The sequence below is a fragment of the Corynebacterium tuberculostearicum SK141 genome (genome assembly GCF_000175635.1).
In the GTDB taxonomy this organism is placed as follows: domain Bacteria; phylum Actinomycetota; class Actinomycetes; order Mycobacteriales; family Mycobacteriaceae; genus Corynebacterium; species Corynebacterium tuberculostearicum_C.
In genome coordinates, this window is the sequence record NZ_ACVP01000023.1 from 179,550 (window position 1) to 193,240 (window position 13,691).

A 13,691-nucleotide genomic window follows, 5' to 3' on the forward strand; every position below is an offset into this window, starting at 1 on the left:
CCGCGAGGTTCTCTCCAACGGCGTTCGGCCCCAATATACAACCTGCGAAAGGGACAACTTGATTCTCACGCTGACCCCCAATCCCAGTATCGACGCCACCCTTGTGCTCAGCGAGCCATTGACCTCCGGTGATGTCCACCGGGCCAGCGAGGTCACCCAGGTTGCTGGCGGCAAGGGTGTAAACGTCACCCATGCCGTGCACTTGGCCGGCGAGCAATCCTTGGCTCTTTTCCCGGCCCACGACTCCGATTCTTTCCTAAATCTCATCCACTCGGCCGGGCTGCCTTCCTCTGCAATCCCCATGGACGGCGCAGTTCGCGTCAATACCACCATCACAGAGCCTGATGGCACTACCACCAAGGTCAACGGCCCAGGCCCTGCGCTTTCCGACGCCGACTCCCGCGCCATTACCTCCGAGCTCACCGCCCGCGCCCTTGCCTCCGACTGGGTGGTCCTAGCCGGCTCCCTGCCGCGTGGCGTTAACACCGATTGGTATTGCGACCTCATCTCCGCGGTCCGCGCGGCCGCACCACAGGCTCGCATTGCCGTCGATACGTCAGATGCCCCAATGCAGGCCATTGGCGAAAGCCTCAATTCTGCTGCGCCGGATCTCATTAAGCCGAACGGCCTAGAGCTCGGCCAGCTCACCGGAACCGACGGCCGCGAACTAGAAAACCAGGCCGCACGCGGCGAGTACTCGGGGGTTGTTCGGGCGGCCCGGGACGTCGTCAAGCAGGGCATCGCAGAAGTACTCGTCACCCTTGGCGGTGCCGGCGCGGTGCTGGTTACCGCGGATGGCGCTTGGGCTGCAACTCCACCGCCAGCAACGGTGAAATCCACCGTAGGCGCCGGTGACGCCGCGCTCGCCGGATACCTCCTCGGCCGCACCACCGGTAAGTCGCCGGCCGATAGCCTCGCGCAGTCGGTGGCCTACGGAACTGCGGCTGCATCCAAACAAGGCACCCAATTCCCTCGCCCAGAAGAACTCGATATCGCACATACCCTCGTAAACTCGCTAGCCTAAGGAGTGCCTAATCATGGCTTCCGACCTCATCACTACCGACCTAGTCGCGCTCGACGCTGACTTCGGCGACAGCGTTGACTCCGTCATCACTAACCTGGCCACGCTAGTCCATGACACCGGCCGAGCCACCGACATCGCCGGTTTGGCACAGCCCGCCATCGACCGCGAGGCCAAGGCCGGTACCGGCGTCCCCGGCGGCGTCGCCATTCCACACTGCCGCTCCGAGGCAGTGACCGAACCTACCCTCGCATTCGCCCGCCTGAGCCGCGGCGTGGATTTCTCCGGCCCCGACGGCGACGCTCAGCTCGTCTTCCTCATCGCGGCCCCGGCCGGCGGCGGCAAAGCCCACTTGAAGATTTTGTCCAAGTTGGCCCGCGCTCTAGTACGCAAGGACTTCCTCGAGTCCCTGCGCAACGCCCCCACCAAGGAGGAAATCGTTCGGCTTGTGCTGGACGTAGTCAATGCCGAAAAGCCGAAGAAGAAGCCGGCCGAGGAACCGGCCGCCCAGGGCGCTGCTGCCGGCACTGCCGCAACTGGTGCCGGTGCCGGTGCCGCCGGCTCCTCCGCCGCCGCGCCCTCGGCCGCAACCCCGACTAACGCAGAAGCTTCGGCCGATGTCACCCGCATCGTGGCCATCACCGCCTGCCCCACCGGCATCGCCCACACCTACATGGCGGCCGACGCCCTCACCCAAACCGCAGCCGAGCGTGATGATGTATCTCTGACCGTTGAGACGCAGGGCTCGTCTAACAATGAGTCCGTCTCCCAATCCACGATCGACGCGGCCGATGCGGTCATCTTCGCCACGGACGTCGGCGTGCGCGACCGCGAACGCTTCGCCGGCAAGCCGGTAATCGAATCCGACGTCAAGCGCGCCATCAACGAGCCCGGCACCATGCTCGATGAGGCCGTCGCTGCCGCTCACAACCCGCACGCCCACAAGGTCTCTGGCACCGCTACCCGCGCCGACGTGGAAGAAGAAGGTCAGTCTCTCGGTTGGGGCAAGCGCATCCAACAGGCAATTATGACCGGCGTGTCCTATATGGTCCCGTTCGTCGCGGCCGGCGGCCTGCTGCTCGCCCTCGGCTTCCTTTTCGGCGGCGCCGATATGGCCAACGGCTGGCAGGCACTATCGACGGACTTTTCGCTCGGCAACCTCCCCGGCCACGACGTGACCATTGACGGCGAACTCATGCACTTCGAGCGCTCCGGCCTGCTGCTCTACCTTGGCGCAGTTCTCTTCGCTATAGGCCAAGCAGCAATGGGCTTCATCGTCGCCGCACTGTCGGGCTACATCGCCTTTGCGCTGGCCGGCCGTCCGGGCATTGCTCCGGGCTTCGCTGGCGGCGCCATCGCCGTTATCTTGGGCGCTGGATTCATCGGCGGCCTGGTAACCGGCCTTCTGGCGGGCTTTATCGCCATGTGGATTGGCAACTGGAAGGTACCGCGTTGGCTAGGCTCGCTCATGCCGGTTGTTATTATCCCGCTGCTGACCTCTCTAATCGTCGGCCTCGCAATGTACCTGCTGCTGGGTGCACCGTTGGCAGCCATCATGGAAGGCCTGCAAAATTGGCTATCGTCCATGTCCGGTTCCTCGGCTGTATTGCTGGGCATCATTCTCGGCCTGATGATGTGCTTCGACTTGGGCGGCCCAGTCAATAAGGCGGCCTACCTCTTCGCCACGGCCGGGCTGTCTACCGGTGACGAGTCCTCCATGCAGATCATGGCCGCCGTCATGGCGTCCGGCATGGTCGCACCAATTGCGCTGTCGCTGGCTACGTTTATCCGCAAGTCGCTGTTTACCCCGGCCGAGCAGGAGAACGGCAAGTCTGCCTGGCTGCTGGGTCTGTCCTTCGTCTCGGAGGGCGCCATCCCGTTTGCGGCGGCCGATCCGTTCCGCGTCATCCCTTCGATGATGGCCGGCGGCGCGGTGACGGGCGCGATTTCGATGGCCCTGTCGGTCAGTTCCCGTGCCCCGCACGGCGGCGTGTTCGTCTTCTTCGCCATTGACCCGTTCTGGGGCTACCTCGTGGCCATTGCGGCCGGCGTGGTTGTCTCCACTGCGGCGGTGCTGGCGATGAAGCAGTTCTGGCCTAACAAGGCCGCCGAAGAAGCCGCCCAGAACGTGGCAGCATAAACCAAACACTCGTACACTAGATTGTAAAAATCCCCGTAAGAAAGGATATTTTCCATGGCTTCCAAGACTGTAAAGGTTGGCTCCTCTGTAGGCCTGCACGCACGTCCTGCATCTATTATCGCGGACGCTGCCGGCGAGTTCGATGAGGATATCTTCCTCAACCTGGTCGGCGACGATGATGAGGATGAGACCGATGCGGCCTCTTCCCTGATGATCATGGCTCTTGGCGCAGAACAGGGCGATGAGGTTACCGTCACCTCCGAAAACGAAGAAGCAGTGGAAAAGATTGCTGCTCTTATCGAGAAGGACCTGGACGCTTCCTAAGTCCTAAAACGGTTCCACTTTAGGCTCCCCACCCTTGCGGTAGGGAGCTTTTCGCTTGCCGACGCCACCTATCCCCACGGTGGCACCCACGTCACCTGCCCGCGCACGCGGGCTAGCCGGCCACGGCGCGGCGGGGCGTTGGGGTCATCGTCATTGACGCCATTGTGATAGGGACAGCAGGTCGCGAGGTTGCTAATTGGTGGATTAGTGTAAACCCTTTAGGGGGTAGCACCTGCCCTGCCCGACCCCACCGCCAAGGGCTGCAAACATGCAGGTGGGAAATGCGATTTAAGGCGTTGAACGAGCGCCGGTGGTGTGTTGGTAGGGGCTAACGCCTCTCAAGGCCGCGTGGAACACCGCCTAGACATAGAACACCGCCCCGGTGCTCAATGTGCGAGCACCGGGGCGGTGAGGTCTTGACATGATAGTTGGCTAACCAACTACGCCCTTATTTTATCAGTAATCAAAGCCGGGCAGGCCGCGCGTGCCGGTGACGTCGTAGTTCTCGTCTCGGTTATCCGCGGTCTTAATTCCCTCTACGCCGCTGCCCCCATTGGCAATGCGGGCACCGATAGCGTCGAGGTCGGCCTCCTGCCCCGCTTCGTCGAGGTGGTGAGCACCTGGGCCGGGCCGTGACTCATTTAGCCGCCATGGCCGAGACTCCTCTTCATCGGCGGGGTCGTCCTGTTGGTAGCTCACAACCTCCCCGTGGGTGGGGTTGTAGACGCGGTGGCCGAGGGCGTCCAATTCGTCATTGTGACCATAGACGCGGCCGCCTAGTTGTGCCGAGTCTGTTTCGTCACAGCGACCATAAATACGAGCGCCCAATTGTCCTGTCTCGGTGTTGGTGCTGCGCCCATAGACGCGGGCGCCAATCTCGGTTAGTTCATCTCTGTATGCCATTAGCTGTGTTTCCTTTCTCTTTCTTGCCCGGCGTTGATACGCCTAGCAATTTCACCCCGGTAGGCCTTTCGCTGCGCAATGAATATGTCGAGGTCACGTTCACGCCGGGCAAAAAAGTGGCCGGGGTGTCCACTCAAGTTGTCGATATAACGCTTGGTAAGACCGCCATAGCTTCGCCCCGGTCTAAGTGATTTCAACACCTCCACCACTTCACCCCGGGCGGGCATTTGAGGGTCTCGAGCAACCCGGCGGGCTAGTTCAAAGCACCCTACAACCTCTCGAGGCTCAATGTGTCCACGGGCCGCGGCTGTCACATGTGCCACGTATTCGTTGTGCTTTTCTATAAGCGCTTTCTTGCCGTGGGCGTTCTTTCCCTCTTTATCCCACGCCGCTAGGGCCTCAGCGTCCTCGTCGTCTACGGGTAGCCCCATAGCTTTGTGAGCTAAGGCCCTCTGCCATGAGCCATGCGGGTGGCACGGCCATACTTTCAGGTCGAGGCCGTCCATGGCATTTAGTTCTCGTAGGGGTCGTCTACCGCGTCAAGGTCATAGTCGTCGACCTCGGCGTCCTTGTACTCAAACACCGTCGGGTTGTATTCCTTGAGCGCCGCTAGTGACTGCTCGGGCGTGGCCATGCCGAAACGCTCATACGGCTCGTGCCAGCCTTTTCCACGGTAGGGGTCGCCAACAGTGCGCTTACGGTAGTCGAACCACGCGTCAACTGCATTAATAGCGCTAATGCGGTGTTCAAGCTCGGGTAGGTCGTCGCCAAGCGGGTCGGCAAGCGGCGCGATATGTCCAAGCCCCTTGCACACCGCCTCAATATCTCCCATGCCAAGCGCGTCTAGTGCACACGTTTGGGCGTCGAACATTAGGGCACGGTAGCGCGCCCGGTTGCTAGTCAGTTCTTCCAAGCGGTTGAACACGTCACGCTCGGGGTTAGGCGTATCGCTTACATCGTTAAAAGCCATGGCGCGGGCTAGTGGAATGTGTGCCCCGTGGTTGTCCACTAAATTCCATGCTCGCACCGCCCGGCGGTAGGCCGTGATAGTGGCCTCGGGCGTGGTGGCCGGGTCAATCAACTCAAGAATTGAGTCCATGCGGTTGCCGCGGCGGGCACGGTCGAGGGCGTTGTCGTCTAGCGCTTCCAAGGCCTCGGTGTATTCCGTTGCCAGATTGTCGAACCATGCACGCACGTCAGGCTTGCACGATTCAATTAGCGCCTCGGTGGAATAGTCAGGCTTGTCGTATTTTGCAATAAGTCCATTCAAGACGTGCTGGCGCGCTGTAGCTAGGCGGCGGGCCTCGGGGGTTGAGGCTGCCTTTTGTTCCCACCGCAGGCCCCACTCGTCCTTAAACTGCACAGGCACGGTGGTGTTTTCGGCAGGGGTTGGGGAAAGAATAAGCTCGTCTAGGTCTTTGAAACTTGCCCTGTTGAGCTTCACCCACTTGGCGGCCGCGGCCTGTAGCTTGTCGTCGCTTGCCTTATTGGCGTAGTGGTCGTCAAAGTCAGCCATGCGGGCGGAAATTTTTTCGTCCGCTCGTGCCATAGCCTCGGCGGCGGCCGGGCGGGCACCGGTCATGCTTAGCGCGGCCGATACAGCGGCAACGCGATTAGAAAAATGTGCAATTGGCTCGGTAGCCATAGTGTCAATGTCCTTTACTCGTTAAGAAACGGTTGTTGGTCATGGCACTTTGGGTCGGGTCGGGTCGGTATCGGGGCGCACCACTTGCCTTTTATTGTGAGCTGTATTAGCGGCGTTGGCAAGAATTGAAAAGGGTACTATTTGTGCTGGAAACGAGTACCTTTAGCGTGTTTCCCAAGGTTAAATAACATGACTGTGTTTATGTCGCTGGCACGACCGGGGGTAGCAAACGGGGGTGTTTCACAGCTCTGGCACCAAGGCAGGCACCGCGGGTAGAGGTACTACGCGGCCGGGCGCGGCGTGTCTGCATAGCAAAATACGCTTGGGCAGCGGCCACCTCGGGCTTATTGGGGTCGCCGTTCATGGCGACAAGGTAGGCGGCCATGCGGTCGAGGTGGAAGTCGTCACGTTGAATACCGCCGCGGCCCTCACGTTGTACAACCTTGGGGGATTGCACAAAGTTGCAGTTCACGCCCGCATTTTCGGCCGATTTACAGGCACGGTACAAAGGGTTGGTGAACTCGCGCCACGCTGCATATCCCATGAGCGGCATGAGGTCACGGGCAGACCAATAGGCATTGCCCTCGGCGTCGGTGCGTGCGATTTGGTCAAACGGGGCTGTGTGCCTCTCTCGCGCCCTGTAGTGCCGGTCTGGATAAGTTATGCCGCCGAGGCGTGAAAGGCCGTCTATGGCCGCGTGAGGCGTTAATTTCGCGCTGTTTGGCCCCTCGGCGTGGTCTACCAGTCCAACAAAGTGGGTGGATTAGGCCCGCGGCGGGAACGCCGCCCGTCGCCGCGAGCGGAGTTGCACGAGCGGTGCGCGGGTTTTACCTCTCCCATGAGGTCACCGCCTTGGCTAAGGGGTACAAGGTGGTCGAGGGTGAACGCCCGGCCGTGCGTTGGCGGCAAGTTCATGTCGATAGCGCCACCGCACAACCAGCACACAGCTAAAGCCGGGTCGCGCTCAAGTTTGCGCCGCCAACTGGTGACCTTTTTGCGCCATGAGTGGGAAAAGGCATAAGGGTCGGTGGTCTTATCGCGCTTTTTGCGGGGTGCTTGGGGTCTAGTCACGGCTGTTGTTCCTTTCGCGTTGGTGCGCTACGGCCATTTTATGCACGTTTTATACACCGCATGAGGGGAAATTTATGTGCCGGTTCCGAGCGTTTGGGTTACGCGGTACAAGTTTCCATATACCGGGGAGATAGAGAGGCCGGGGCCGAGGGGAGTCACCCCCACCCCGGCAAGGGGCCGGAGACTAGGCCAATGGAAATTATACGCGAGATTTCCAATTATTCAGTTCCATCTTTCATTGGTGTTGCTCACTACGCGCGGCCGCGGCGTGAGACATGTCCACACAGCGGGTTCAAACCCCTTTATTTTCCCTTTGATTTCACATCGGTTTTGGTGTCCTTGGTGTGTGTCTCTCCCCTAAAGGAGAGAGACACACGGACACAAGCGCATCATTTTTGTTTATAGACACGCACCCAGACACACATCACGAGGGCTCATTTATATTGCTTGAGCTGCGTTAATGGTGTCTTTTTCTTGTGTCCCGGTGCATGTCTGTATGTAGCAAAATCTTGTGTCCCAGACACAACACCCGAAATTACATCGGGACACAAGATATAGGTATTATTTTTACCACTATTCAAGGGCCTCTATGGCGTCCTTTTCAGCGTCCAATTTGATGTGCTCAACCAAGGCTCGGGCGGGTGCGGATATGTCAGCGCCGGGGGCGGCTACCCAAGCACGGCTACCGCGTTTCTTTCGGGCAATAAGGCCTTTATCCTTGGCCCGGTTAAGGGCCGTGGTAAACCTCTTCGCGCCGCCCGTGGTGCGCGGTGATAGTTCTTTCCACAGGTTCTTAAGGCGCGCCTCTGGCAACCCGTCGCCGTCGTCGTAGGTGGCGACAATGGCATACACAATCTCGTGCAGGCTTGGGCGCTTTTCGTCACCGAGGCCGGTTAGATAGAGGTCTACACGGCTAACAGCACCGTCGGTAGCGGTAGCTTGCTTGGCGCGCTTGGTGTCCTCATGTGGCGGGTCTACAGTCACCGAGAGACCGCCGCCTGTACCGTCCACGGTCACTGTTGCCACGCGTGCTTGGCGGTGCTGGTTAGGGGTCTCTGCGAACTTTCGCACGCCGCCGCCCTTATCCTTGCCAATGTAGACCTCGAGGGTGCCCACCTTGCCTTGGGCAGGCGGGGTGAGCACGTCCACGGTGTAGGCCGCGCCGGTAAGCTGGCCCATCTTCTGATTTGAGCCCACTGCGAAACGCCCGCCGGTGCCATTTTTGACCACGTGGTCTACCACGACGACGGCCGCGCCGGTGGACGTGGCTAGATAGTTGACCACTTTGCCAAACCACTGAACGACGTCGTCGCCGTCATTTGAGTTCAGCCCGGCGTCCGATAGCGCCGTGGTTACGCCGTCAATTACAACGAGGCCATATGACTGCCCGGCCATGTAATCCAGCCCCTCGGGCTCTACGCAATTGCCGCCCGCGGGCTCGGGGTTCCAATAGTCAAGCATGGATAGCGTCGCCTCGTCCGGTGTTCCCATCGCTCGCAAACGGCCGATAACGCTAAGGGCGGTGTCCTCATAGTCAAGGTAAAGCACGCGCTGCCCGTCGGTAATGAGCTTGGCGGCTAGTGCCTGCATGAGTAGAGACTTGCCAGACTCACTTTCGCCATGCACGCTGTGCGAGCGGCCGGGGTAAAGCAGATTTTCGCCGTCGGTGCGCGTCCACAAGGTTGGTGTGGGTGGGGTGTAGTCGTCGGCCAAAATGACGCTTAGGTCTACTTTGCCGCGCGGCTGTGTGGCCTCTCGGCTAGTGCCGCTGCCTCGCAATTCAGCGGCGCTTAGCGCCTGCCCGCCGGTGGAATAGTCAAGCCCTAAAGCCTCAAACGCGGCCGAGGTGTCGCCGTCGTGGTGCATATAGGTCACGTAGTCGAACTTGCTTACCCTCTTGCCCTTGTCCTCTATGACGTCCATGAGCTTTTGGGGCGGGTTATCTGTCCATACGGCAAGTGCACCGCCGTTGTTGGATAGCTCGCACTGTCCGGTGTGTGCCGTTGCGGATTTGGGGTTAGCGTGCGTGCCTGGTGCTGTATAGATGTCACACCCACAGCTGTCGCTGTCCCCGGTGTTAATCCAGTCGTCGGGGATTAGTAGCTGTTCCCACTCTGTTTCTTGCGCCCACTGGTCAATGCTGGTTACCGGCGTGCTGTTGGGCTCTCGCGTGGTCTTGGTCTCGGGCTTGTCCACCCGGCGTGCAGCCTCAATGACGGCACTGCCTTGCACGCTGCTATAGACGGCGCCCTGCACTACGTAAGCAGGCTGGTTAGGGTCTGCCACGTCGGTGCGCACGCTGCCCGGTAATACAACGTAGCGGTCGCCGGTCATTACGGTGGCGGCGCCTGCTTTGGACTCTTTGAGCTCCCCAGCATTTTCGGCGTCAATCCACCAATGGCCGCCGCCATGGTGCACCCCGGCGGTGCCCGGGGTGGCTACGGTAGCCCGCGGCATAGAGGTGGCGTGCTCTTTCTGCCATTCCTGCCAATCCTCGACCTCGGCCGGGGTATCGGCGTCCACCACAACAATCCCACTGGCACCGAGGTTCATTCCCAGATTGCAGCCGGTGGAATACATGGCGTCAAAGGTAGCCGGGTCGGTGGTAGCCCCGTGCACGCCGTTCGGTGTCGCTGGTAGCTTTTCCCCGGCCCTAAGCGGCAACACCGCTACGCCCTCGGCCTGTAGGGCATGCACGTAGTCCAGCACCAAGTCACGGCCGTCTAAATCTACGCGCGCGGCGCTGCTAAGAATGTCCGTTAACCGTTCTGCCCGGCTCAAACCATGCTGTGCGGACTGTGTGGACTCAAGATTATGGGTTACCATAGTAACTGTCACTTTCTTTGTTGTTGGTGGTGGCATGGTGGCCCTCGCTGTGAGTCCTTTCGGCGGGGGTCTTTTCCATGCGCGATTTCTTGCCGTGATACCAAGGCAGGACAAGGCCTACTTTCACCCACTTTTGATTAGCGGGGGCAGGCTTGGGCCGCTGCCTTAGATGGTCGGGTAGTACTTCGCCTTTTGGTTCACCGCGGTTGCCAAGGCGGCGGCGTAATTGGCGGCGCTCTTCGAGGGTTTGCGGGTGGTCAGCGCAGAACGTTATCTGTGGCGGTGGTTCAGGCACTGTGTAATAGATTCTCGGAGGGGTGGCAATGGTAAATAAGTCTCCCAATACCCACCCTGCGCCGGTTTGCTCCCATACGCCCACGACGGTGCCGGGGTGCAGACATATTGGTTCCATCTACACCACCGCCTTATTGGCTCGGTAGATGGAGGTCAATCGGTCTAGGCGCTCGGGGCTTAAGGCAGGCGCGCGGCGGGCCTCGTGGGCGGCCTTGAGAGTGTCCACCGTGGCGAAAGAAAGACGGATATATTCCGCGCGCTGCGTAGGCGTCATTGCGGGTGCGGTCATGGCTTATGCACCCACCTTGGACAAAATGGCGGCTACATCGTCAATATGAGCTTGGGTGAGGGCAGGCGCCTCGGCCATGATTTTGCGGGCGTACTCACTGATTCGGCACGCGGCTAGGTCTTGTTCCAGCTCGGTGGTGTCAGTGTCTGGGTGCCAGCGCCTTTTCGCGTTAAGGCGCCCGTTTAGGCGATATACGGTTGGTGATTCTTTGGGGGCCATTGTCGGCATACCTTTCAGACCTTTCTCGGAAGAAAGGTTGTTAGGCCACCGTTTAGGCAGGGTATGGAGGCTCCCCGCGGCTTAACGTGGTGAATACCGTGTACCCACTCTCTAAGGTGGGGTTGGCTCGTTTAGTAGACCACGCCGATAAAGTTGTGCCTCAATTATAAACTATAGAGTTTCATAGTTCAACCGAGGGGGTGCCCCCATTGAGATAATCGCCCCACCACTGCCGAAGCTGTGCCCCGCTCACTGTGTGTACGCGGTGGCACTTGGTACATTCCACGGCGTAAACGTGCTCACCTACAAACGCATTGGGCTTGCCCGGTTGTCCCGATTCAGTCACCACAGCGTTACGCACTGCCATGGTGAACGTGCCCCCAAGTCCGCGGTTGTCATGGGCACCACGCTTGAGCCACATGAGGTTAGAGACCGGCCGAGGCGCCCCTTGTGGCGTAGGCCGACACTTGCATTTAATTTTCAGTACGCGAGAGGCCATGGTTACGCTTTCCAATCTACGGTGACATATTCAGGGTTGAACTTAGATTGCGGGCCGCCGGTGTGCTCTATGGTGATGGTCATTAGCGCTCGGATAAGTTCGCGCTTTAGTTCAAGCGTGGCTGTTACCCACCATGCGCGAACATCGGCAACCCCGGCCACCTCGGATAAGACACCGCCCGCGCCTGCCAGCTCTACAAGCTCGGCGTCGATAGCCTCAAGCTGGTCTGTTAACGCTTTGTTCATACGGCCGAACTGATCCATGCCCACGTTTCCTAGCGTGGCCTGTTGCTCGAGGTCTGCCATACGGCCTCGCACCATATCGCGTGTTGCCGTCAACTCTGCCCGGCGATCTGTATCCACACCGGCGGCAAGCTCGCCCACAATGTCACTAGCCGAAAGACGGGCTAGAACTAGGTTCGTAATGTAGTTTTCCAGCGGCTCGGCAATGCGCGATGGGTGGCCGCCGCCACGCTCTTTGCAGTAGTACACGCGCTTCGGCTGTCCCTCGCCCTTTTTCTTGTACCACTTTTTACGGCAGGATATGGGCGCACCACACTTGCCACACAGCGCAATTCCGCTAAGCAAGTGTTGCGGGGCGTTGCCTACACGGTTGGTCGTGCGAGCCGGGTTGGTCAGGTGTGCCCACAACGCCTGCCATACCTCGGGGTCGAGCACCGGCTCCCAATTGCCGCGGCCGATAATTCCGAGCTTCTCCCACGCGCTCAACTTCTCCCACTCGGCGGCGGTGTAGTCCTTTTTCTTTAACCCGTAATGCGTAAACCCGCCCATTGTTGGCGTTAGCAAGCTCTTGCGTAAGTTCTGTGCATTGGGGCGGCCGCCGCTGGTTGTGGTAACGCCCTTTTCCTCCCACTCACGGGCAATACGGCGTAGCGACTCCCCTGCCAAGATACGGGTTGCCGCGTCACGTACAAGGGGTGCCTCGGTGGGGTGAGGCTCACCGCTGCGGGTGTATCCAAACAGCCGGTTGGGCTTGGTGGGATAGTCCCCACGGCTGCGGTGCTGTGCAAAGGCGGCGGCCACACGGGTGGACTTAATCGCACTTTCCCACTGGCTCACGCCCGACAACATCGTGCTAATAAGGTCGACGTTGGGGTCGTCTAGGGCTTGCTCGCCGCCATTGACATAGATAAGGCGGCAGTGGGTGTTTTTGAGGGTGGCCTTGAATATTCCATATTCGCTCACGTTGCGGCTAATGCGGTCGGGTGCGAACGATAGCACCGCGCCAATCTTGCGGGCTTCAACGTCGGCTACAAGGTCAATAAAGCCGGGGCGCCTCTTTCCCGAGTAAGCAGAAATGGAGTTATCGGAATATACGCGGGACACCTCAAGGCCGTGCTCGGCGGCCAATTTACGGCACATTTCCTCTTGGCGCTCAACACCGGCACCGTCGTGCTTGTCTAGGGAAATGCGCACGTAGATACCGGCGGGCAGCGTTGTGGTGGTGGTCTTTTGGGTCATATAGATAGTTGTACACCAATTCACCTATGAGCTTCGCAGCGTTGGTCTCGCCGCCATGCTTCCAGGCTTTGAGGTGGTGAATCTGGCACTTGTCGGCGGGGTAGTTACAGCTCTCCCACGGGCATACCGGGTTGACCGCAGCCGCCATGAGCCGCTGCTTGTCGTTGGCCACGCGCGAGGTCCGGTAGAGGTTGACCGGCCCCTCGTGGGGATGGACGAGCGTGACATAGCCGTGATCGCTCAGTGTCCGCGCGACAAGCTCCGCTCCGGTGATTCGAGCGCCATTGGTGAGTTGGAGGGTGATTTCCTCCCCGCCGCCGTCGACTATTCGGTCGAGTTCATCAAGGGTGAGAACCACCTGCGTCGTCACCGTCGCTCGCGTCGCATCCGCCTTGCCAAAGAAGAGTTCTTTGGCAGATTCCAGGGGCTTATTGGCATCCAATGCAGCGTGCATATCCGCCACATCGGCCGAATCCCCGGTAATGGTCAGTGACCAAGGGCCGCCGGAGCGGCGGGTGATGCGCACTCCCTTTTCGGGCGTACGGCGCGGTCGCAGTTCGCGTACCAAGGCGCGGGCGCGCTTTTCTAGGGCGGTGGCGCTGCCGCGAAAGGCACACAGTTCGGTGCGTAGTGTCCAGGCATCGCGCTGCGTCGGCAAGCGCAAGGCGTATTTTTCAATCAGCAGTAGCACGTCGAGGGAATGCCTAGTCTGCCGCGCCGCTCGCTGTTTGGCAGCAAAGCCGCACCGGCCGAAATAGGTATCGCATAGACGCAGCAGGTCGCGCGCGGCGATGTCGGAGGCGCCCCGCGCGATGAGCTCGCGATCGCTCAGCCCTTGAACGGCGGCGACAATGTCCATGCCGGCGTTCACTGCGTTTAAGTATGCGTCCAATGCGGTCATGCCGCTAAGTTAAATAGCCCCCACACGCCCACGCGAGCCGCATATCGGCCCGCTGTGGATAACCCGCGTTGGCCCGTC

Annotated in this window: 12 protein-coding genes and 1 pseudogene; 3 read left to right on the top strand and 10 right to left on the bottom strand. The window is 60.1% G+C overall.

The annotated features are described in order from the left end of the window. Positions 1 to 58 precede the first annotated feature (58 nt). Genes CORTU0001_RS07330 through CORTU0001_RS07340 form a run of 3 tightly spaced genes read left to right on the top strand, consistent with a single transcriptional unit; the run spans position 59 to position 3,485 of the window. Positions 59 to 1,024, top strand: coding sequence for a 1-phosphofructokinase family hexose kinase (locus CORTU0001_RS07330; RefSeq protein ID WP_005325099.1), 966 nt, complete (start codon positions 59 to 61; stop codon positions 1,022 to 1,024). A 13-nt stretch (positions 1,025 to 1,037) separates the two neighbouring features. Then, positions 1,038 to 3,161, top strand: coding sequence for a PTS fructose transporter subunit IIABC (locus tag CORTU0001_RS07335; protein WP_005328598.1), 2,124 nt, complete (start codon positions 1,038 to 1,040; stop codon positions 3,159 to 3,161). Positions 3,162 to 3,215: 54 nt separating this feature from the next. Then, positions 3,216 to 3,485, top strand: a complete 270-nt coding sequence (locus tag CORTU0001_RS07340; protein ID WP_005325102.1) for an HPr family phosphocarrier protein — start codon at positions 3,216 to 3,218, stop codon at positions 3,483 to 3,485. 68 nt (positions 3,486 to 3,553) lie between these two features. On the opposite strand, the pseudogene CORTU0001_RS11960 reads toward CORTU0001_RS07340, so the two are convergent. The 10 genes and pseudogenes from CORTU0001_RS11960 to CORTU0001_RS07385 all read right to left on the bottom strand — a co-directional run. After that, positions 3,554 to 3,682: pseudogene (locus CORTU0001_RS11960) on the bottom strand (HNH endonuclease signature motif containing protein); the annotation flags it as partial. A 259-nt stretch (positions 3,683 to 3,941) separates the two neighbouring features. Next, positions 3,942 to 4,388 carry a hypothetical protein gene (locus CORTU0001_RS07345; RefSeq protein ID WP_005328606.1) on the bottom strand — a complete coding sequence of 149 codons (447 nt, stop codon included), beginning with the start codon at positions 4,386 to 4,388 and terminating at the stop codon, positions 3,942 to 3,944. Continuing rightward, the gene (locus CORTU0001_RS07350) at positions 4,388 to 4,894 is read right to left on the bottom strand and encodes a hypothetical protein (RefSeq protein WP_034668440.1); all 507 of its coding nucleotides are present in this window, start codon (positions 4,892 to 4,894) and stop codon (positions 4,388 to 4,390) included. Before CORTU0001_RS07350 ends, CORTU0001_RS07345 begins: the two co-directional genes overlap by 1 nt. Positions 4,895 to 4,899: 5 nt before the next feature. Next, the gene (locus CORTU0001_RS07355; protein WP_005328607.1) at positions 4,900 to 6,033 is read right to left on the bottom strand and encodes a hypothetical protein; all 1,134 of its coding nucleotides are present in this window, start codon (positions 6,031 to 6,033) and stop codon (positions 4,900 to 4,902) included. A 738-nt stretch (positions 6,034 to 6,771) separates the two neighbouring features. Further along, positions 6,772 to 7,104, bottom strand: coding sequence for an HNH endonuclease (locus CORTU0001_RS11885; RefSeq protein WP_208853862.1), 333 nt, complete (start codon positions 7,102 to 7,104; stop codon positions 6,772 to 6,774). 573 nt (positions 7,105 to 7,677) lie between these two features. Beyond that, on the bottom strand, positions 7,678 to 9,930 hold the full coding sequence (locus tag CORTU0001_RS11295; protein WP_005328614.1) for a bifunctional DNA primase/polymerase: 2,253 nt from the start codon (positions 9,928 to 9,930) through the stop codon (positions 7,678 to 7,680). Between the two features lie 412 nt (positions 9,931 to 10,342). Next, positions 10,343 to 10,513, bottom strand: coding sequence for a hypothetical protein (locus CORTU0001_RS11735; protein WP_005328615.1), 171 nt, complete (start codon positions 10,511 to 10,513; stop codon positions 10,343 to 10,345). A 3-nt stretch (positions 10,514 to 10,516) separates the two neighbouring features. Then, complete coding sequence (locus CORTU0001_RS07375; RefSeq protein WP_005328616.1) at positions 10,517 to 10,732, bottom strand: hypothetical protein; 216 nt, start codon at positions 10,730 to 10,732, stop codon at positions 10,517 to 10,519. A 501-nt stretch (positions 10,733 to 11,233) separates the two neighbouring features. Next, positions 11,234 to 12,712, bottom strand: a complete 1,479-nt coding sequence (locus CORTU0001_RS07380; protein ID WP_034668441.1) for a recombinase family protein — start codon at positions 12,710 to 12,712, stop codon at positions 11,234 to 11,236. After that, complete coding sequence (locus CORTU0001_RS07385; protein ID WP_034668443.1) at positions 12,627 to 13,613, bottom strand: HNH endonuclease signature motif containing protein; 987 nt, start codon at positions 13,611 to 13,613, stop codon at positions 12,627 to 12,629. Before CORTU0001_RS07385 ends, CORTU0001_RS07380 begins: the two co-directional genes overlap by 86 nt. Positions 13,614 to 13,691 lie beyond the last annotated feature (78 nt).